The organism is Bacteroides faecis (assembly GCF_020091505.1).
GTDB lineage: Bacteria > Bacteroidota > Bacteroidia > Bacteroidales > Bacteroidaceae > Bacteroides > Bacteroides faecis.
Window position 1 is genome coordinate 2,967,039 of record NZ_CP081916.1, and the last position, 21,473, is coordinate 2,988,511.

General features: G+C 41.3%; 19 protein-coding genes, 1 tRNA gene and 1 riboswitch. Of the genes, 6 read left to right on the forward strand and 14 right to left on the reverse strand.

Annotated elements, in window-relative coordinates; translation table 11 throughout:
- Positions 1–7: 7 nt before the first annotated feature.
- Both K6V30_RS11375 and K6V30_RS11380 read right to left on the reverse strand, forming a co-directional pair.
- The gene (locus K6V30_RS11375) at positions 8–958 is read right to left on the reverse strand and encodes a glycosyltransferase family 2 protein (protein ID WP_010537215.1); all 951 of its coding nucleotides are present in this window, start codon (positions 956–958) and stop codon (positions 8–10) included.
- A 29-nt stretch (positions 959–987) separates the two neighbouring features.
- Positions 988–1,533 (reverse strand): DUF4199 domain-containing protein, encoded by a 546-nt coding sequence (locus tag K6V30_RS11380; RefSeq protein WP_010537216.1) that lies wholly within the window; start codon positions 1,531–1,533, stop codon positions 988–990.
- Between the two features lie 314 nt (positions 1,534–1,847).
- Here K6V30_RS11380 and K6V30_RS11385 point away from each other — a divergent pair.
- Positions 1,848–1,921 (forward strand) — tRNA-Thr (locus K6V30_RS11385).
- A gap of 62 nt (positions 1,922–1,983) precedes the next feature.
- On the opposite strand, the gene K6V30_RS11390 is transcribed toward K6V30_RS11385, so the two are convergent.
- The 11 genes from K6V30_RS11390 to K6V30_RS11440 form a co-directional block, all read right to left on the reverse strand.
- Positions 1,984–3,063 carry a hypothetical protein gene (locus K6V30_RS11390; protein WP_055271384.1) on the reverse strand — a complete coding sequence of 360 codons (1,080 nt, stop codon included), beginning with the start codon at positions 3,061–3,063 and terminating at the stop codon, positions 1,984–1,986.
- A gap of 7 nt (positions 3,064–3,070) precedes the next feature.
- Positions 3,071–3,478, reverse strand: coding sequence for a hypothetical protein (locus K6V30_RS11395; protein ID WP_010537218.1), 408 nt, complete (start codon positions 3,476–3,478; stop codon positions 3,071–3,073).
- Positions 3,475–4,038 (reverse strand): RNA polymerase sigma factor, encoded by a 564-nt coding sequence (locus K6V30_RS11400; RefSeq protein ID WP_022301449.1) that lies wholly within the window; start codon positions 4,036–4,038, stop codon positions 3,475–3,477. The genes K6V30_RS11395 and K6V30_RS11400 overlap by 4 nt, the downstream gene beginning before the upstream one ends.
- Before the next feature lie 129 nt (positions 4,039–4,167).
- Positions 4,168–5,448, reverse strand: a complete 1,281-nt coding sequence (gene eno, locus K6V30_RS11405; RefSeq protein ID WP_010537220.1) for a phosphopyruvate hydratase — start codon at positions 5,446–5,448, stop codon at positions 4,168–4,170.
- A gap of 179 nt (positions 5,449–5,627) precedes the next feature.
- Entirely contained in the window at positions 5,628–6,290 is a 663-nt protein-coding gene (locus tag K6V30_RS11410) for a pentapeptide repeat-containing protein (protein ID WP_010537221.1), read from the reverse strand.
- Between the two features lie 8 nt (positions 6,291–6,298).
- Positions 6,299–6,676: a fluoride efflux transporter CrcB gene (gene crcB, locus K6V30_RS11415; RefSeq protein WP_022301448.1), complete on the reverse strand. Its 378-nt coding sequence runs from the start codon at positions 6,674–6,676 to the stop codon at positions 6,299–6,301.
- A 27-nt stretch (positions 6,677–6,703) separates the two neighbouring features.
- A riboswitch (Fluoride riboswitch) is annotated at positions 6,704–6,766 on the reverse strand.
- 16 nt (positions 6,767–6,782) lie between these two features.
- Entirely contained in the window at positions 6,783–7,559 is a 777-nt protein-coding gene (locus K6V30_RS11420) for a hypothetical protein (RefSeq protein WP_010537223.1), read from the reverse strand.
- A gap of 11 nt (positions 7,560–7,570) precedes the next feature.
- Positions 7,571–8,404 (reverse strand): peptidoglycan DD-metalloendopeptidase family protein, encoded by an 834-nt coding sequence (locus K6V30_RS11425; RefSeq protein ID WP_022301447.1) that lies wholly within the window; start codon positions 8,402–8,404, stop codon positions 7,571–7,573.
- A 604-nt stretch (positions 8,405–9,008) separates the two neighbouring features.
- Positions 9,009–10,604 (reverse strand): IS66 family transposase, encoded by a 1,596-nt coding sequence (gene tnpC, locus K6V30_RS11430; RefSeq protein WP_055268733.1) that lies wholly within the window; start codon positions 10,602–10,604, stop codon positions 9,009–9,011.
- 90 nt (positions 10,605–10,694) lie between these two features.
- Positions 10,695–11,048, reverse strand: a complete 354-nt coding sequence (gene tnpB, locus K6V30_RS11435; protein WP_055268734.1) for an IS66 family insertion sequence element accessory protein TnpB — start codon at positions 11,046–11,048, stop codon at positions 10,695–10,697.
- Complete coding sequence (locus tag K6V30_RS11440) at positions 11,036–11,317, reverse strand: hypothetical protein (protein ID WP_224207215.1); 282 nt, start codon at positions 11,315–11,317, stop codon at positions 11,036–11,038. Before K6V30_RS11440 ends, tnpB begins: the two co-directional genes overlap by 13 nt.
- Positions 11,318–11,866: 549 nt before the next feature.
- Here K6V30_RS11440 and K6V30_RS11445 point away from each other — a divergent pair.
- From K6V30_RS11445 to K6V30_RS11465, 5 genes are all read left to right on the forward strand, one after another.
- Positions 11,867–14,026 (forward strand): glycoside hydrolase family 97 protein, encoded by a 2,160-nt coding sequence (locus K6V30_RS11445; protein ID WP_055271844.1) that lies wholly within the window; start codon positions 11,867–11,869, stop codon positions 14,024–14,026.
- A 165-nt stretch (positions 14,027–14,191) separates the two neighbouring features.
- Positions 14,192–15,601 (forward strand): amidophosphoribosyltransferase, encoded by a 1,410-nt coding sequence (locus tag K6V30_RS11450; protein ID WP_010537226.1) that lies wholly within the window; start codon positions 14,192–14,194, stop codon positions 15,599–15,601.
- Positions 15,602–15,775: 174 nt separating this feature from the next.
- Positions 15,776–16,999 (forward strand): peptidase T, encoded by a 1,224-nt coding sequence (gene pepT / locus K6V30_RS11455; protein ID WP_055271846.1) that lies wholly within the window; start codon positions 15,776–15,778, stop codon positions 16,997–16,999.
- Positions 17,000–17,053: 54 nt separating this feature from the next.
- Entirely contained in the window at positions 17,054–18,139 is a 1,086-nt protein-coding gene (gcvT, locus tag K6V30_RS11460; RefSeq protein WP_055271848.1) for a glycine cleavage system aminomethyltransferase GcvT, read from the forward strand.
- A 329-nt stretch (positions 18,140–18,468) separates the two neighbouring features.
- Entirely contained in the window at positions 18,469–18,885 is a 417-nt protein-coding gene (locus K6V30_RS11465) for a hypothetical protein (protein WP_224207292.1), read from the forward strand.
- A 99-nt stretch (positions 18,886–18,984) separates the two neighbouring features.
- On the opposite strand, the gene K6V30_RS11470 is transcribed toward K6V30_RS11465, so the two are convergent.
- Positions 18,985–20,808, reverse strand: a complete 1,824-nt coding sequence (locus K6V30_RS11470) for a reverse transcriptase domain-containing protein (protein ID WP_055270625.1) — start codon at positions 20,806–20,808, stop codon at positions 18,985–18,987.
- Between the last annotated feature and the right edge of the window lie 665 nt (positions 20,809–21,473).

The following is a 21,473-nucleotide window of genomic DNA, read 5'->3' on the forward strand; positions in this document are numbered from 1 at the left end:
GCGTGAATTAAATTTTCTTTTCTATCTGATAATTGTTCCGTTCGGGGGCATTACGTGAAATCAGTTCTCCCAAGAATCCGGCAAGGAATAGCTGTGTACCGATAATCATCGCCGTAAGCGATAGGTAGAAATAAGGGGAATCGGTTACAAGCCGGTAGGGGAGACCGTTGTACATTGCATGCAGTTTGCTTACACCAACAATGATAACGGAGATCATTCCGATAAAGAACATGAGTGATCCCAGCAATCCGAAGAAGTGCATCGGCTTCACTCCGAATTTGGAAAGGAACCAAAGAGAAATCAGATCCAGATATCCGTTGAAGAAACGGTTGAATCCGAATTTGGTAGAACCATATTTACGTGCCTGGTGGTGTACCACCTTCTCACCTATCTTCTGGAATCCGGCATTCTTTGCCAGATAGGGGATATAACGATGCATTTCGCCATACACTTCGATGTTTTTCACGACATCTTTGCGGTAGGCTTTCAGGCCGCAGTTGAAGTCGTGCAAATTTGGAATGCCTGATACTTTGCGTGCGGTAGCATTGAATAACTTGGTCGGTAGTGTTTTGGATAGCGGATCATATCTTTTTTGTTTCCATCCGGATACCAGATCATATCCGTCTTCCGTAATCATCCGGTATAATTCCGGTATTTCGTCCGGGCTGTCCTGTAAGTCGGCATCCATTGTGATCACCACCTCTCCTTGTGCTTCTGCAAATCCACAGTAGAGTGCGGGCGATTTACCGTAGTTGCGGCGGAACTTGATGCCTTTTACGCAGTCCGATTGGGCTTTGAGTTTTTCTATCACCTCCCATGAACGGTCTGTACTTCCGTCGTTAACGAAAATCACTTCGAATGAGAATCCGTTGGCTTTCATTACCCGTTCTATCCAAGCGTAGAGTTCGGGCAGTGACTCTTCTTCATTGAATAATGGGACTACAACTGATATATTCATTTTTTATAATTATGAATTACGAATTATGATTAAACCGGGGTATTGTTTTCCGGTCGTGCTTTCTTCATTACCATCAATCCGGTAGGAATGGCCAGTAAACTTCCCCAGAATACGTCCCATGACAAGAGTTGCATGGTGATATTGATGGACGTAAGTGAACGGGCGGTATCTATCGTTTCTTTTATTATCTCTTGATTTTCCATCAAAGCGGGTGTTTTGGTCATCAGTTCGTCCCATAACTGGATATAGGAGTTGATGATAAAACCGTGGTCAATGAACTGGAAATAAGCGTAGTGTGCAACGGCTACCAATAAGGAAGCAAACATGTACATGAATATGGTAAAAAGAACCGCATGTGAGAATTGGATACTTCCTCCGCATATTTTATCACGATACATCTTCACGTAGTGATAGCCAATGAATGGCACTGCCAACGTCAGAATTACAAATAATAGCGAAAGGAAAGGGATGTGGAATCCCAACGGAAATAAAATGAACTTCAATATCCAATAGATTCCCATATACGTGCCAAAGTGCATGGCATATTTCTGTAAATAGCTTCTGTTCTCTGTCATCTTCGTTAATAAATTGCGCACAAAGGTACAAATAATATCGGTTGGTAAAGGGAATATGGTTGTTAAAGTTAATAAAGCAGTAAAAGTTGCTCTCCGAATATTTTTTTAGGTTTTTAATTGCTTGAAATGTAGTGTGTTACTTTCTTTTATGTAAAAAAGTTATCTGAAACTATTGCAGAATTGATAAAAATGCCTACCTTTGCAACCGCAAAACGGGTAAGTCCTATACGGCCAGCTCCCTTCGAATCCTCCAGGGCTTGATCGCAGCAAAGGTAGTTGGTTGTAGCGGCGCGATATAGTAAGCTTACCCACCCGCCTCTTTAGCTCAGTTGGCCAGAGCACGTGATTTGTAATCTCGGGGTCGTTGGTTCGAATCCGACAAGAGGCTCAAAAAAGCATCCAGGTATTTACTTGGATGCTTTTTTCTTTTATATCCTGATTAAAGTCAATCTAACTTCTATATAATTTTATGCAGAGCCCTAAGATAAGCAGAATAATAAATAAGGTAATCCCGAATGCCCAGTAATTGATAACCCGTGACTCTGCTGTGAGTACATAATCATCGGCAAGAAGTCGGAAACCGTCTATTTTCCAGATCACTAAACTGTCCTTCTGAACTTTGGCGTTGGATGTGAGCAGCCTGCCGGGCATTGTCAATTCAAACTGTATGGCATGGTAGAAGGCTTCGGCAATATTGATTTTCTCTTCACAAAAGGTTTCCATCATTTCCTTATTTGTGTTATAAAGGTCTGAGAAATATTTCGTACTGCAAACCTTATCAAATAAGCTGCAGACTTCTTCAAGATCAGCATCCTCCAAACTATATCCTTTTTCCGATGAATATTTTTTGTAGACAGCATCTTTCAATTCCTCCAAGCGATGCAGACAGGCAGTATCTTTTTGTTGGGAAACGAAGTGATGGATGACTTCCCAATTAATTTCATAGATGCTGCGATTATACCATTCTCCGAATTTAGCTTCAAGTTTATCCAGTTTGTCATTCATTTCGATGCCGTTCATGCCTCTAAAAGCATCGTCGTTTCCATGAAACCAGATTATTTGCTCTTCTTTATTCAGATAATCACTAAGAGGTACGGGCCCTTTATCTTGAAGTTCTTTGTAAGTAGCGGTGTATATATAATAGGTATAAAACCATCTGAATTTCTTTTTTAGCTGTTCCATGGGGATAGCCATAGAATTTAGGTGTTCTTTGTTTTTGGCAACAGTGAAGTATTCTCCGTCCGTTACCGAAATTTTTTGGCAGGCTTTGACGTTCAGCTTTTCCTCTTCTCCCCAAAAGTTGAATTTGATTGTGGAGTCCAGATTTACTAGTTGCCAGTTGGCATCTGGTTGAAACAGAAATGGATTGTGTGTCTTATCTCCTGCAAGGAAGGCTGAATCACCCTGTGCGTAAATTTCTCTATACATGCTTCCATCCTTTTCTATCCGTGAACTCATCCGGTAGTAGGTGCTGCAAGAAGTCACGCTAAGTAGCAGTAGCATTGCCATTATGAAATAGTTAGTTTTCATATCCTGTCTATTTTAATCGTTTTTCTTTAATGACTTGTAAGATTTGCGCTTTTCGGAACTTCCGGTGTTGCGTATACTGAGAGGATAGATAAATGTTCTTTTCCTGAAGTCGCATTTCTTCCCAGTTGGCAGGTAATGGAATGCTGTTCGACCAATTATCATATTCATTTTGCTTTCCTGTTCTTTGAGATACAGGAGTGAAGCATGTGTCATTGATGAATAATAAAAGTAATAATGTTGCGGCAATGCCTGATGCCCATGCTCCTATGAGAAACTTTCTCTGTTTCTTTGGGGGCGAGATTCCGGATATCCTGTCGAGGATAGATGCTGTCAGTTCTTCCGGATTATCCAATATCGGTTGTCTGCTTTTGACTTCAGCCAGCCATTTCTCGTACTGTTTATCTTCTTGTTTCATAAGTCGGGATCTATTTGATTCATTTTATTACGTATATTCTTTCTGGCAAGATACAAGGTACTTTTTATTTTTTCGGACGATAATCCGGTGATAGTCTGTACTTCCGCCACTTCCAGTTCCTCTACATCGCGAAGCATAAAGACCAACTTCTGTTGGGGAGGCAGTTCGCTGGTATACCTCAGAATAAGCTCTTTCAACTGTTTGTTGGACAGAGATATTTCAATATTATCGTCTGAAGGAATATTTACCGAACCGGAAAAAGCAGATTCATTATCCAGAGGAGAATGACGTAACGAACGCAAGCGGTCATAGCAGGTGTTGCAAGTGATTTTATAGAGCCAGGTTGACAGGCGGTTTTCCTGATTATACGTTTTTAGGGATAACCATACTTTTACAAACGTTTCCTGTGTTATATCTCTGGCTTCATCTTCATCACAAAGTAACCGGAAAGCGAGTCGGAACACTAGTGGCTGGAATTCCGAAACCAATAGAGCGAATGCCCTTTTGTCATTCTGCTGACTCCGGTTTACCAGTTCCTGTATTTTTTCCTGATTCATCATTATTTATTCCTGTTTACTATATGATACGTAACCAAATGCTTCAGGTCGTTTGTAAAACATCAAATATATAAAAAAAATCCCCGGACAACGCATTGCCCGGGGAAAGATATCTAAAAAAGAAAATAAAAGTTATTTGATTCTCTTGTATCCGTATACAGCTAAGTCGCCAAGTTCTTCTTCGATACGGAGCAGTTGGTTGTATTTAGCCATACGATCTGAACGGCTTAATGAGCCGGTTTTGATCTGTCCGCTGTTGGTAGCTACCGCGATGTCCGCAATAGTAGCATCCTCTGTTTCGCCGGAGCGATGAGAAGTAACAGTCGTATATCCATGACGGTGAGCCATTTCGATAGCATTCAGTGTTTCTGTCAGTGAACCAATCTGATTTACTTTAATCAGGATAGAGTTTGCACAACCTTTTTCGATACCCATTGCGAGGAAGTCGACGTTTGTTACGAACAAGTCATCACCTACTAGCTGACAACGGTCGCCGATACGTTCAGTCAGTTTTTTCCAGCCTTCCCAGTCGTTTTCGCTCATACCGTCTTCGATAGAGTCAATCGGGAATTTGTTGATCAGTTCTTCCAGATAATTGATTTGTTCTTCAGCAGTGCGTTTTTTACCCTTTTCACCTTCAAACTTGGTATAGTCATAGATACCATCATGATAGAATTCGGAAGAAGCGCAGTCCATACCGATCATTACGTCTTTGCCCGGTTCGTATCCGGCAGCTTTGATGGCTGCGATGATAGAGTTCAGAGCATCTTCTGTACCTTCCAGATTAGGAGCGAAACCACCTTCATCACCTACGGCAGTGCTGAGACCGCGGTCTTTCAGTACCTTCTTCAATGCGTGGAATACTTCGGCACCCATTCTCAAACCTTCTCTGAATGAGGGTGCACCTACCGGACGAATCATGAATTCCTGGAATGCGATAGGAGCGTCACTATGTGAACCGCCATTGATGATATTCATCATCGGTACAGGCATTACATAAGTATTTGTTCCGCCGATATAGCGGTAGAGTGGGAGGTCAAGATAGTTAGCTGCTGCTTTCGCTACAGCGAGAGACACACCAAGAATGGCATTAGCGCCTAAGTTAGCCTTAGTCTTAGTGCCGTCCAGTGCCAGCATTGCGTAGTCGATTGCTCTTTGGTTGAGAGAAGACATACCGACCAGTTTCGGAGCGATGATTTTATTTACATTATCAACCGCCTTTTGTACGCCTTTACCACCGTAACGTTGCTTGTCGCCATCACGAAGTTCCAGTGCTTCATGTTCACCTGTGGAAGCACCTGACGGAACAGATGCGCGTCCCATGATACCAGATTCCAATACTACGTCAACTTCTACTGTGGGATTACCTCTTGAATCGAGAATTTCTCGAGCTACAATTTTTTCTATTTTCATCGTTTCTATTGTTTTGAATAATATTTTTGCAAAAGTACGGACTTGACGGGGAGTGGGAAATCACTATAAATAGGTATTCTTTCGAATCATATTCCCTAGATGTCATTAGTCCGGTCTTATAAAATAACAATGTGACGATGCTTTTTGTTTGAATGTGGATAGATGAAATTTGTGAAATTCTAATCCTCGATAATAACTCCCAACAATGGAAGCAAATCCATAGCCTGCAAAGAAGTAATGACAGCTCCTTTCAGATCGCTGATATTGAGTGTTATCCCGCCAATACGCGAAGTGCGAAGATCGATTCCCCGAAGCGGAGCGTGAGAAAAATCGGCTTCTACCAGATCGCAGCTTTCGAAGGCGACGGAAGAGAAACGACAATCATTGAAACTGCCGTTTCGGAGATGGCAGTGCGAGAAGCGTACCTGATTCATTTTGCTCATTGCCAGATTGATGTAAGCGGCGTTGCAGTCATGCAGCAAAACATGATTCATAGTCGTCTCAGAGAGATTGGTTCCCAATAATTTGCAAGAAATAAATTCTACCCGGTAAAGAGAACTTTCGGCAAAAGATATATTGGACAGGTCGCAGTTTTCAAACCGTACATCTGTCAGTTGGGAAGAACGGAACTTACATTCGCTGAATGTCTGATTCCGGAATGTGCAATTCTTGAAACTCTTGTAAGATTTGCTGATTCCTTCTTCTTTTCCTTTGCAGAATATAAGGTTTGAGACTGTTTCTTCTTTTTCAAGCAATTCTTGCAATGTGCTTGTACTGGTTTCCTGTTCCTCCATCATGGGAGGAACTACACGGACAGGTTTGGCTGCATTTCTTTTTATCATATTACATTTCAGAATAATTTTATCAATGAATGTCCCAAGTACAACATAATGAATCCTACAAATAAGCTGAGGCCTACATAGAGAGAGAGGTAGAAGAAATTGTCATCTTTAATTAACAGAAAGTTCTCATTCATGAACGTTGAAAAGGTGGTGAATCCTCCACAGAATCCTACCGTGAGAAACATTCTCAGATTGGGGCTCATCAGATTTCCCCGTTCGAAGAGTCCATAAAACAGACCGATGGCAAAACAACCGAGTATATTGACCAGAAACGTTCCCAAAGGGAAGGAAGGAATCAGGAAATTCTGAACGTAGCGTGAGATGAGATAGCGTAGTACACCTCCGGTAAAACTTCCCATTCCAATAAATAATAGAGTTTTGAGCATAAGCTGACAATTTAAGAGTTATACATTCAAATTGTAGGGATCATCAGCTCCAAAGGGCGGTTAAAGGCTAATCCCATAGCCGGTGCAAAGATAGAAAAAGATAAAACTATTTGCAAAAGGCTTCAAAATCTTTTTCAAATTGTTTGAACCCTCCGGTGTAAATCTGCTCTATCCGTTCAGAAACAGTGGATGAGTCGTCTTTGTTTTGTAGGGAAAGTACGAAATCACGGAATATCTGCCGGGGAGCTTTCTCAATCCAGAAAGTGACAAGCGCATGGGAGAGGATATAAGCATATTGTTCATCGGTTCTTTGTTGCTTCATGAATTCGTTTTGGCGGCTGTTGATGAAGGTAGGTAAATCAATGTCCCCCAGCATATATATGGTGCGGATTCTTCCTTTTTCGTATTCGGTAAATGTATGTTGGAGTCCTTTTTTATTGACTTTACAGTGCTCAAAGTATTCAGCAAGTCCCTCGTTGAGCCAAATTGGAGGGCGCCCTGCCGTAATTTGTAAGGTGAGGTGGTGGCTCAGTTCGTGATAGATGACACCAAGACCTTGTTGGTATTCTTTCTCCCTGCTCAATATGATGGCTTTCTGTAATCTGGAGATGTATATACCGTTTGTGCTTTTAGGGGGATGTATATTGAATTTATTGAGATAAACCAGAGCGTCTTCTCTTTTATTGAATACAGTTAATTTAAGGTTAAGCGTATCGGGAAGTCCGAATTGTGAGTAGAATTCGACCTCATATTGAAGGGTCAGTTCAATTTTCTGGCGCTCTTTGTCCGTAAGCGGGTCACCTTCATAGGCGATTCGTACGGTTTGTGCATGAAGCAGATCGCAAAGGCAGACAAAAGACAGGATCAGATAAAATGTACGCATATTGTTTCCCTCTATTTTGAATATTTCTGCTTCTGAAATTTCTTTTTCTCCCGTTTGGTCATTTCGAGCATAATCAACTCGTCATCTATAGCTGATTTATAGACTGCTTTCTCTTCTAGTTTTACATCTCCCTTGTCCGTACGGAATACAGGGGTAAAATGGGAATATGGATACCCCAACGGGCCGTTTGAATTAAACTTATTGTTATCAAGAAAAAAATAAGAGACGGATACTCCGAGTACTCCGGCTATCCCAATGGGTTGTCCGGTCATGACTTCTTCACCCGCATGGATGAAGTTTTGATGCATCATGAGGTAAGCGGCAAAAGTGTGGTCGGGGTGGTATATCAGCAATTGCTGTGGCAGTGCTGTCACACAGGCGACGCCTCTGCGGGTTGCATAGACGGTGTCTCCTTCCTGAATTCGGAATATCATTGTTTTGGCAGATTCCTGAAGGGCGATTTGCCATTGGGTTTCTTCGCCGGCCTTAACAGGGAGTGCATAGGGAGTGCTGATCTGAAAATCTTTGGGGAATTGTCCGCGGAAGAACATATATCTGCTTGAACCTATAAATGGATTGCTGGCATTAGAGCCTTTTTCTATTCTGAATACCGTGTTCTTTCCGGGATTCAAATTGTACGAACGGTCATTTTCGCGGAATAGATAATAGCTGCACAAGTCTTCGTTGTAATAGTTTAATTCCGTTCCTCCGTCTGAAGTTTGTTCCCATTTCGATTCAATAATACGGGGAGGCATTTCCATCAGTTTTCGTAGAGACTGGGCGGAGGCATAAACTGTAGATAACATAAAGAGTAATAATGCCGTGTATCTAAGATTTCGTTTCATAGTAGTAATATCAGATTATATGTTTTTCAAGTAATATATTTAGTCTACAAAATTATCAATTATATATTAATATCATTGCATTCTCTGAACTTTTTTGTCTCTATTATCCAATTAAGATGTAAGCTCTTGGAGTATTCAGTCCAAACTATGCGAATATATATCTTTATCTATACTGTATTTGTTGCTATCTGGCAGTTGTTTGTATGTTGTCCGGCTGTCTTTTCTATGATACATTGCCTGTATTTGTGTCTTTTTTACCTTTTATCTTCATCGTTCCACCCGGGTGAGAAGATCTCTTCATCCAGGTGGTGAGAACGTTTCACTAGAGTGATGAGACCTGTTCATCCGGATGGAACGCTGCTAACATTCCTTCAAATATGCAGTATGAATAGGTGATACACATACAAACATACTATATGTTATATGAAAAACAGTGGTGGATTTTATGTTCTGTAAGGCTTATTGTAGGGTAATGGATTGCTGATTCTAAGATTGATGAGAGATAATTGAAATATGAATGAGAGATAGTAAGAAATGGAACTATTTTGTAAGCGTCTCGGCGATGCCGTGTTTTTCTTCAAAAAATCTGATAATCCTTTTCTTTTCAGATTCTACTTCTGTTTTCCTTCCATTTGTGTGGCAATAAATCTCTATATATTTTCCTGTCTGTATTTGGTGGTAACTTCGCCGCTTTGTTAATCACATCGGCTATATATTCGAATGTATTTATGCCATGCATCCTGCACGAACATGCCAATGAATATAGTATTACCCCTCTTTCAGCTCCCTTATGGCTTCCGAAGAAAAGCGAGTTTCTTCTGGATAGTGATATATACCGATTATACCTCTCGACAAGGTTGTTGTCCAGATAATACTCCCCTTTGGTAAAGATATCCTCTATGGCCTTCCACTGGGATAGTGTGTAATTAATGGCCTCCGCCATTTGGCTTTTCGGTAATAAGTCCGGCTTTGCCTGCAGGCTCAATAATTTCTTTTTTATCTTCCTGAGTATTGGCGGGGCATACTGTTTTCTATGTGCAAGATTGTCTTTGATTGTCCATCCCTGATAGCCTGTCCGATGTTCATGTTCCTTTTGGTACAGTTGGTTTATCATTTCAACTATCTTTCGGGCGTCCGGTTCCTTATCCTGTTCAAGAAACTTTCGTTTGACGTGCTGAAGACATGCGATCCTCGTGATATTGTGATATTGGTCGGTTTCCAGTTTCCTGTATGGGGCGTATGCATCACTTTGTACTGTTCCTTTATAGGTTTTGAGGAAATCAAAAAGCACCTCCTGCCTGCGTGATCCGTCCTCATAGAAATAGAACACCAGCTTTAAGGTCGCCGCCGCCGCTGCCCAGATATACCCTTTTCGTACCCCTTTGCCTTTACTGTTCTTTTCCGGAACCAGTACTTTGTGATATGTTTCGTCACAACAGAGGTAGGGATCTTCAAGCACCACTTCCCTGAGTGCTTCATAGAGGTTTTCGAACAAAACAGCCGTTTTACCCAGCAGATGATGGGCGGTGGGCTTCTCGAGTTCGAACCCGTTCTCCCGAAAGAAGTTAACGATACGTTCCACACTCATGGAGTAGATATATCGCAACTGGCATAAACCGGCAACGAACGAACCGTCATATTGGGAATTCAGAAAAGGGGCGGCGGGGGCGCAACCGCTGAAGACCGTTTCATTAAAGCTATAAATATTCTGTCGATAAATGTACTTAATGAACTTTGGCGGAATATAGACATATCGGATAGAATCACGGTATCCCATAAACTTGGCAAGAGACATACTGAAAAGGGGATGGTCGGGATTGACTTCGATTATCTTTTCTTCCAGTTCAAAATGCTCTTTACGTTTGGAGTTGTTATTCCCCCGTTCTTTGGGGGAAGCGGACGGACGGGACGGAGCCGTCTCAGAAGCGGGTTGCGGCTTATCAGGTATTTGCTTTTCAGACTCATTGCTGATAAGCTTACTCAAACTGCGGCTAATGTTCTCCTGCTTTTTCAGTTTGCCGTTCTTCAGCGTCAGCGCTTCTTCCAGAGATTGAACGGCATCGGTCAGTTGCTTAACCTGTGAAGTCAGTTCACAGATCAGACGCTGACTTTGTTGCTCACGCTTGTCAGCAGCTTTAATCTGTTCCTTGAAATGTCTGTTCTGTTCCTCCAGAAGCTCTATGACCCGGTCTTTTTTCATACCTCAAAGATACGAAAAAAGAACCGGGCAACAAAGCTTTTTATTATAAATCTACGTTATAACACATTGTTTATCAATCATTTGGTGTTTCTATGACTTCAGCCGAAATCGTTTCCTGCACTTGGCTGACCGGAGGGAGACGCCCTGCATAATCAAAAAGAAACTCTTCCAGGAAAGCTCGTAAGCACCCGTAGAAGGATTAAAACGCGGGACTTCGAAGGTACCTTCTTCCAGGCGCTTCTGGTAAAGAATAAAACCATCCGTATCCCAACGTAAAATTTTAACCATGTCCCGTTTGTGGGAAAAGAAAACAAAAACATCTCCTGAAACGGGAGAAAGTGACATGTCGGACTTGACCAGCTGATAAAGTCCTGTCATACCTTTACGCATATCGACATAATGCTGGTACAGGTAATAACGCATATTTTCGGTTAAAGCAAACATGACTGCTCCTCCTGTATCTTACGGTTATAAAGGTCAATAAAACGGTGAATACCAAAAGAACTTCCCTGCTTGATGGAAATAATCACCCCATCCGGAAAAGTAATATTGATACCATAAAGCATATCCGAAGAAGAGGACGGACGGGCCGAAGGCGCAGATGAGGGAACCAAAGGACTGAAGCAGGGCACCGGCTTTTCGGAGGAAGAAGCCGAAAGGGAAGAACGAAGTTCACGAATGCGAATGCCGTGCCGAGAAAGCCAGAGTTCCATACCATGATAATTAACATGACACTCATGACAATAACTACGAAGAGTTAAACAGGGAGAAGATATCAGACGGGATTTATACTCAGACAGGGTTTGAGTGTATAAAGCATGTGCAGTCATATAAGTAGGAATTGATTAATATGAAAGCAAAGATATGAAGAAGTAGAATTAAAGAAAAGACGGCATCGCCGAGACGCTTACGAAGAAATGATGAGAGATAACCATTTTAAATGGATCTCTCATTTTGTATTGTTTTGATTATCTATATATTACCTGATATAGGATGAGACTATGAGACTAAAATATTTTTTTTATTTCTGAATAGGGGCGGGAGAATAAAGAAAAATCCCGTTTTGCGATGTGATAAAGTGCTATATCGCTCCATGCAAGCACTATATTTTTTCTATTGGAGGGAATTATTATATCTTTGATTATTAGATGTATATATGTTTTTTGATATCCGGGAATACTATATTTTAATTATAATCCGAAATGATGCTTGCTATTCCTCACTACATTTGCCATACGATTATTAACTAATTCATTTATATCATGAAGAACATGAGAATATTAACTACGACAGTACTCTGTCTGTTACTCTCTTTTTTTATGGGTACAACGGCAATGGCAGAAAGTATTACTTCTCCTGACGGACAATTAAAGCTTGACTTTTCGGTCAATACTCAGGGGGAGCCAGTGTACGAACTTTCTTATAAAGGAAAGGAAGTGATAAAACCATCAAAATTGGGACTTGAATTGAAGAACGATCCGGGACTAATGGGTGGATTTGCATGTATTGATGCAAAAACTTCCACTTTCGACGAAACGTGGGAACCGGTGTGGGGAGAGGTTAAATCCATTCGTAATCACTATAATGAAATGGCTGTCACATTGAATCAGAAAGCGCAGAACCGGAATATAATCATCCGTTTTCGTCTTTATAATGATGGATTGGGCTTCCGCTATGAATTTCCACAGCAGGAAAATCTGAACTATTTTGTTATTAAAGAAGAGCATTCGCAGTTTGCTATGACAGGTGACCATACTGCATTTTGGATTCCGGGAGACTATGATACCCAAGAGTATGATTATACAGAATCCAAACTTACGGAAATCCGGGGGCTGATGAAGGGAGCTATTACTGACAATGCTTCTCAAACTTCTTTCTCACCGACAGGTGTGCAAACATCTTTGCAAATGAAGACCGCTGATGGGCTGTATATTAACCTGCACGAAGCCGCTTTAGTGGACTACTCCTGCATGCACCTGAATCTGGATGACAAGAATCTGATTTTTGAATCATGGTTGACACCGGATGCAATGGGGGATAAAGGCTATATGCAGACACCTTGCCAGTCTCCGTGGCGTACTGTGATTGTGAGCGATGATGCACGCGATATTCTGGCTTCCAAACTGACCTTGAATTTGAATGAGCCATGTGCTTACCAAGATGTTTCATGGATTAAACCTGTAAAGTATATCGGTGTTTGGTGGGAAATGATCACCGGAAAGAGTAGTTGGGCATATACGGATGATGTTTATTCCGTGAAACTCGGACTGACAGATTATTCAAAGACAAGGCCCAACGGACGTCATGCAGCCAACAATGATAAAGTAAAACGTTATATTGACTTTGCGGCCCGGCATGGTTTCGATCAGGTACTGATAGAAGGCTGGAACGAAGGCTGGGAAGACTGGTTTGGCAAATCCAAAGATTATGTATTTGATTTTGTCACTCCCTATCCGGATTTTGATGTGAAGATGCTGAATGCGTATGCCAAAGAGAAAGGTGTGAAACTGATGATGCATCATGAAACATCTGCTTCCGTTCGTAATTATGAGCGACATTTGGATACAGCCTACCAATTTATGGCTGACAACGGATACAATGCTGTAAAAAGCGGTTATGTGGGTAATATCATCCCTCGGGGCGAACATCATTACGGACAATGGATGAATAACCATTATTTATATGCTGTGACAAAAGCTGCCGATTATAAGATCTGTGTGAATGCACATGAAGCCGTACGTCCTACCGGATTGTGTCGTACCTATCCTAACCTGATTGGTAATGAATCGGCACGTGGAACGGAATATGAAGCTTTTGCCGGTAACAAACCCTTTCATACTACTTTGCTTCCATTTACTCGTCTGATAGGTGGTCCGATGGATTATACACCGGGTATCTTCGATACAAGAATTTCTTTTCTGGAAGGGGATCATAGCGTTGTACGTACTACTTTGGCAAAACAACTGGCGCTTTACGTTACCATGTACAGCCCTTTGCAGATGGCTGCTGACCTGCCTGAGAGTTATGAGCGCCATCCGGACGCCTTTCAGTTCATTAAAGATGTAGCTTTGGACTGGGATGACAGCAAATATCTGGAAGCTGAACCGGGCGATTATATAACAGTAGCCCGCAAAGCGAAAGGAACCAATAACTGGTTTGTTGGTGGTATTACTGATGAAAATGCACGTACGGCTGCGTTTACCCTTGATTTTCTGGAGCCGGGTAAACAATACGTCGCTACCCTTTATGCCGACGGAAAAGATGCTGATTATGAAAAGAATCCGACTTCCTATCAGATAAAGAAGGGGATTGTAACAAATAAAACGAAGATATCTGCCCAATTGGCACGTAGCGGCGGTTTTGCATTGAGTCTCATCGAGGCGAGTCCATCCGATCGGAAATCAATTAAGAAATGGAAATGAGTCGCAGCTAAAACGATTGTTCATCTTCCTGTGTGTTTTTAATAAAAATTAGAGGTCCTCCGCAAAGAAAATTAAAACTTTGCGGAGTGCTTTTTTTATCGGATGGATTCTTTTTTGTATTTTTGCGCCATCTTTTTTTTAACATTATCAATTAAAGAGAACAACATGGGAGGTTTTTTCGGAACAGTCTCGAAATCAAGTTGCGTGACTGATTTATTCTATGGTACAGATTATAACTCACATCTGGGTACAAAGCGGGGCGGACTCGCGACTTATAGTCAGGAGAAAGGATTCATTCGCTCCATTCACAATCTGGAAAGTACGTATTTCCGATCCAAGTTTGAAGGAGAGCTTGACAAATTCAAAGGCAATGCCGGAATCGGTATTATCAGCGACACAGACGCACAACCTATCATTATCAATTCTCACCTCGGGCGCTTCGCCATCGTTACAGTCGCTAAAATAGCAAATATCCAGGAACTGGAAGAAGAACTTCTCAATCAAAATATGCACTTCGCCGAACTAAGTTCGAGCAATACCAATCAGACGGAACTTATCGCACTACTTATTATACAAGGAAGAACTTTCACTGAAGGTATCGAAAATGTATTCAAGCACATCAAGGGTTCTTGCTCGATGCTGATTCTTACGGAGGATGGCAGTGTTATTGCCGCCCGGGACAAATGGGGACGTACTCCGGTAGTGATTGGAAAGAAAGAAGATGCGTATGCTGCAACCAGTGAGTCATCCAGCTTTCCAAATCTGGATTATGAGATCGAAAGATACTTGGGACCGGGAGAAATAGTACGCATGTATGCCGACCGTATCGAGCAGCTTCGCCAGCCGAATGAAGAAATGCAGATTTGTTCTTTCTTGTGGGTATATTATGGTTTCCCGACTTCTTGTTATGAGGGTAAAAATGTAGAAGAAGTCCGCTTTACCAGTGGAATGAAGATGGGACAGAAGGATGAATCAGAAGTAGATTGTGTTTGTGGTATCCCCGATTCGGGAGTGGGCATGGCATTGGGATATGCCGAAGGCAAAGGGGTTCCTTACCATCGTGCCATTTCAAAATATACACCGACATGGCCTCGTAGCTTCACACCGAGTAATCAGGAAATGCGTTCGTTGGTTGCAAAGATGAAGTTAATTCCGAATCGTGCAATGCTTCAGGGAAAGCGTCTGTTGTTCTGTGATGATTCAATCGTACGTGGAACACAGTTGCGTGATAATGTGAAGATTCTGTACGATTATGGAGCAAAAGAGGTGCATATGCGTATCGCCTGTCCTCCGTTGATCTACGCCTGTCCGTTTGTGGGTTTCTCTGCTTCAAAGAATGCTTTGGAATTAATTACCCGCCGCATCATTAAGGAATTGGAAGGCGATGAAAATAAGAATCTGGAAAAATATGCTACTACAGGTTCGCCTGAATATGAAAAGATGGTTGACATCATAGCCGAGCGTTTCGGACTGTCTTCATTGAAATTCAATACACTTGAAACATTGATTGAAGCCATCGGATTGCCGAAATGTAAGGTTTGTACGCATTGTTTTGATGGCAGCAGTCACTTTTAAAGAAGAAATGGCAGAGAATTAAAATTCTGAAGTGAAGTGTGAAATATAAGCAATAAGTAATATACTGAGAAAAAAGAGCTGTGAATTGTTTGTCAATTCACGGCTCTTTTTTTACCTTTACGGCACTATAAACTATCAAAATGTAAATTGTAAATCATTAAATCGTAAATAGATATGACTTTAGTAGACAGATTTTTGAAGTATGTAAGCTTTGATACACAGTCGGATGAATCGACCGGGCTTACTCCCAGTACTCCAAAACAGATGGTATTCGCCGAATATCTGAAGACGGAACTGGAATCTTTGGGATTGGAAGATATTACATTGGATGAACATGGCTATCTTTTTGCCACGCTTCCTGCCAATATAGATAAGGAAGTACCCACTATCGGGTTCATTGCTCATATGGACACAAGTCCGGATATGACCGGGAAAGATGTTTCTCCACGTATTGTAAAAGACTATGATGGTTCGGATATAGTGCTTTGTGCAGAGGAAAATATAATCCTTTCTCCTGCACAATTTCCGGAACTGCGCGATCATAAAGGGGAGGATCTGATTGTAACAAACGGAAAAACTTTGCTTGGTGCGGATGATAAGGCGGGGATTGCCGAAATTGTATCAGCAATAGCTTATCTCAAAGAACACCCTGAAATCAAACACGGAAAGATTCGTATCGGATTCAATCCGGATGAGGAAATCGGTGAAGGTGCCCATAAGTTTGATGTAGAGAAGTTTGGCTGTGAATGGGCGTATACCATGGATGGTGGTGAAGTGGGAGAGTTGGAATTTGAAAACTTTAATGCTGCCGCTGCAAAGATTACTTTTAAAGGACGTAACGTACATCCGGGATATGCAAAGAATAAGATGATAAACTCGATTCGTGTCGCTAATCAGTTTATTGCGATGCTGCCCTCTATGGAAACTCCGGAACAGACCGAAGGTTATGAAGGATTCTATCATCTGATCGGTATTCAGGGAGATGTGGAACAAAGTACAGTATCCTACATTATCCGTGATCATGACCGTGCTAAATTTGAGGAACGCAAGGAAGAAATGAAACGTTTGGTTGCCCTGATCAATGCCGAATATGGAGAAGGTACAGCTGCATTGGAGTTACGTGACCAATATTATAATATGCGCGAAAAGATAGAACCGGTGATGCATATCATCGACACAGCTTTCTCTGCAATGGAAGCAGTAGGTGTGAAGCCGAATGTAAGGCCGATTCGTGGAGGTACGGATGGAGCACAGCTTTCATTTAAAGGTTTGCCTTGTCCGAATATCTTTGCAGGTGGTCTCAACTTCCATGGGCGTTATGAATTTATTCCTATCCCCAATATGGAGAAGGCGATGAATGTCATTGTGAAGATTGCAGAACTGGTAGCCTCCAAGTGATTATATTTCACGAATATCAATGTTCAATATTACTTAAAACTTAATACATAAAAAATGAAAACCACTCCGTTTACAGAGAAACACATTGCATTAGGTGCTAAAATGCATGAATTTGCAGGTTATAATATGCCCATCGAGTACTCTGGAATTATTGATGAACATCTGACTGTCTGCAATGCAGTCGGTGTATTTGATGTATCCCATATGGGGGAATTTTGGGTAAAAGGTCCGCAAGCGTTATCCTTTCTTCAGAAGGTGACTTCCAATAATGTGGCGGCACTTGTTCCCGGAAAAATACAATATACCTGTTTCCCTAATGAAGAAGGGGGGATTGTAGACGATTTGCTTGTGTATTGCTATGAGCCGGAAAAATATCTGTTGGTAGTGAATGCAGCCAATATAGAGAAAGACTGGAATTGGTGTGTTTCCCATAATACGGAAGGGGTGGAATTGGAAAATTCTTCTGATAACATGGCACAGCTTGCCGTTCAAGGTCCGAAGGCTGTTCTTGCTTTGCAAAAACTGACAGATATTGATTTGTCAGCTATTCCTTATTATTCGTTTACCGTTGGTAAGTTTGCGGGAAAGGAGAATGTGATTATTTCCAATACCGGATATACTGGTGCCGGAGGTTTTGAACTTTATTTCTATCCCGATGCTGCAGAAACGATATGGAAAGCGGTGTTTGAGGCGGGAGAGGAGTTCGGGATAAAGCCGGTAGGACTGGGTGCTCGTGATACGCTTCGTCTGGAGATGGGGTTTTGTCTTTATGGCAATGACTTGGATGATAAAACTTCACCGATCGAAGCAGGATTAGGCTGGATTACTAAGTTTGTGGAAGGCAAAGAGTTTATCAACCGTCCGATGCTGGAAAAACAGAAGGCAGAAGGAACTACCCGTAAATTGGTTGGATTTGAAATGATCGACCGGGGAATTCCTCGTCATGGCTATGGACTGGTGGATGCAGAAGGAGAGAGTATAGGAGTGGTGACTTCCGGAACGATGTCTCCTACTCGTAAGATTGGTATTGGTATGGGGTATGTGAAACCGGAATATGCTAAAGTAGGTACGGAGATCTGTATTGATATGCGCGGACGTAAACTGAAGGCAATAGTGGTGAAACCACCTTTTAGAAAATAAAGGGGATGTCAAAACTCTCCTCTCAATAAAATTACCCTCGCTACAATTATCTGAACTGCACTCCTAAAGTTTTGTGTCCAACTTTTGGGGTGCAGTTCAATCTGTGGCAAGGGTAATTTTTCATTTATAAGGGTTTTGATTACCCTCTTGTATTATTTATTTTGGATATCGGATAAAACTTTAAATGGATGTAAAAGTGAGAAGTGAAATGATTGTGGTTGTATAATTCTTTTTAATATTAACTTCTTTTCATCTAATTGATAGTATGGATTAAAGACAGTTTCTTAATTTTGAAAGATTATTATTTGTACACAAAAAAACTATCAACTATGAAGTCTGTTTTATTTTCAGTAATTATCTTATTATCTTTATCTTTTCAGAGCTGTAGAGATAATTTTAGTGTTCCAACTCCAGCAAGTCGTAACTACCAACAAGATGCTGCGGTGTTAAATGAATTTGTTGATATAAATAAAACTACACATGAATATTATATCAACTCTAATAAACGTAATTCTGTATTATCTTATATAACCAACGCAGATGTAGAAGAGCTAAACTCCGTCAATTCCCTTAATCTTAGTATCTTTAAAGAAAGTCTTAATCAAATAAATAGTTGCTCCGGACAGTTGGCGGCTTCTCATGGCGTGGACTATATTGTTATGATAACAGAAAATGAAATATACATTAGTCAAATAAAGAATGATTCACCAATTGAACTGAAGAAAAAACAGTCTGATAATGGGTAGGCTAAGCACCCAGCGCCTTGTCATATTTCTATGATAGGTTTCCGAGTACTCGCCTCCGAACCGGACTTACAAGTCTCCCTGTATCCGGCTCTCCACTAATTAATTCAGTCTGATTCTTCGGTCGGGGTCTATCTTTGCATGACACTTTGAGCAGACAGCCAAAGTTTTTCGTCTTCGGGCTATCATTCTCTTTTCCCAGTCGGATTTACCTTTCAGGTCTTTAAGTTTGCGAACGTGATGCATTTCGAGTTTATCGGTAGCACCGCATAATTCGCAGACTTGGAGTTTCAGCCTTTCCATAAGGCTGTTACGTCCACCTGTTATGGAAACTGTCCGTGGAATAGTGTCACAGTAAATATTACCTGCAACCTTTTTGCGTTTGAAACCATCATGATAAAATGATTGGTAAAGTGTCTTACCCTTGCTATTTTCATATGCCACTTGGAAAACCTTATTCTTTTTATATTTCAGAAGGATTTTCTTTACAGATGATTTGTATTTGTTCGCAAATACCTTATACATACTGTATGACATAATGTGATAGAAAGAATTGATGACATAGCTATTATTGGCTATTGAGTAGTAATTATAGAACCCTCGGATTTCGGCATTGAACTGACTGACTATTTCCAAGTCATCCAAGTTCAGCATGTACGTTCTGACGATAGATTTCCAAACCTCTTTACCATTGACAACCGCTATTCTTGCGACCTTGTAATCAAAGAGTTTCTTCCGCATCGTTTCAAAATTCAGATACAAGACAGGCTTGTGTCCGAATGCCCTAACCGTTCTACCGAACTTATCCTTGCGTAAATCATTACACCTGCGGATAAATACGTCATATCCGAGAAATTTTGCTGGCTTTTGCGCATTGGTTATCAGTGTCTTTTCGTCTGACAGTTCCAGTTTAAGAGCTTCATTCAAATAGTTCTTAATATCCTCTTTTACTGTTTTACAGTCTTCCAGACTACCGGTAATTCCAATCAGAAAATCATCTGCGTATCTCACATATTTTAACCGTTTGATACTGCTGTCCATTTCATTACGTGCCGGATAGTTGTTCCGTTCTTCTCGTAGCCGCTTAATTTCAGCGGTCATCTGTTCCCTTACCTTTACATCTTTCTCATTCTTTTGCTTCTTTGCCAGTCGGTATCTCCGCTGTTCGTAGAGCTTGTATCGAGCATCGCCTTTTCTCGTTACCCCTTTATTAAACCGATTGGTGTATTCCTTGATGTACTTGTCGAGCTTGTCAAGGTAGATATTAGCCAGTATTGGGCTGATAATCCCGCCTTGTGGAGTTCCACTGTACGTTCTATGAAATACCCAGTCTTCCACATATCCGGCATTCAGGAACTTTCGGATAAGCCGCAAAAATCTTTCGTCAGCGATACGTTCCCGAAGAATATTAATCAATACGTCATGATTGATATTGTCGAAGAATCCTTTAATATCGCCTTCAATAAACCATTTCACGGCAGTGAATGTCTTTTGTATATCTATAAGAGCAGTATGACAACTTCGTTTGGGACGAAACCCATGTGAAGTATGTTCAAAACTGCCTTCATAGATTGCTTCAAGTATCATTCTAACTACTTCCTGTACCAGCTTATCATCAAAAGAGGGTATGCCAAGCGGACGTTTTTTCCCGTTTTTCTTAGGTATGTACGTCCTTTTGGACGGATTAGGCTGATAAGTCTCATTTTTGAGACTATCAATCAATTGTTCAACTCGGTCAATGCTCATTCCGTCAATGGTTTTACCATCGGCTCCTGCCGTCATGTTGCCTGTCTTGCTGTAAATATTCTGATAGGCTACATAAAACATTTCCTCATTAAACAGCACTCTATACAGCCGCTCAAACTTATAGTTCAAGTTACCGCTGTGTTTACTCAGACTGTTCAACACATTTTCTGGATTTCTCATGTCTCTCACATCTTCCTTTAAATTGTTAAACTTAATTAGCTGCTCCCCTTCGCCATGTACAGGACCTTACCCTGCTCAGACTACTATGGAAGCTCCGTTGCCATGCCGGATATTCAGGGGCAGACCCCATAGCCCTACAACTGGCTTTCCGGTTTAGGCAATCCCCGTTTAGAAATTTGACGACTATTTGGCTCGATAGATTGTCGGATACGACTTTCGTCCTTTACTACTTATGGTAGTTGCCTTGCGGTAAGTTTATGCTACTCCTGCTACCTGTCATCAGTGTAGTACCGCAACATAACGGTATAATTCCGAAGAATTATTCAACTGTCTTCCGTCATTGCCCAAGGATACGACTGCTCGGACTATCGTTCAACCAATACAGGCTTTATCCTCATATCTATCATTTTAACTTGCCATTCGGTCGCAGCCTGACAGTTGGCTGACTTATGGCTTTACCAACGTGCTATGTTCCCTTGTGGGGTTTTCCCCTCCGGTTAGCGGTTGTTAATAGGCATTCTAAACACTTGCCCAGTCGCTTGCCAAAGCGACATTCGTCAAATTCCCTTTTACGGGCGCACCAGGTATTCTTCTACAGTAGCATCACTTGATGTGACGGATCACAAAGAGAATTATTATATAAATAAAGGCAATCATATCGAAAC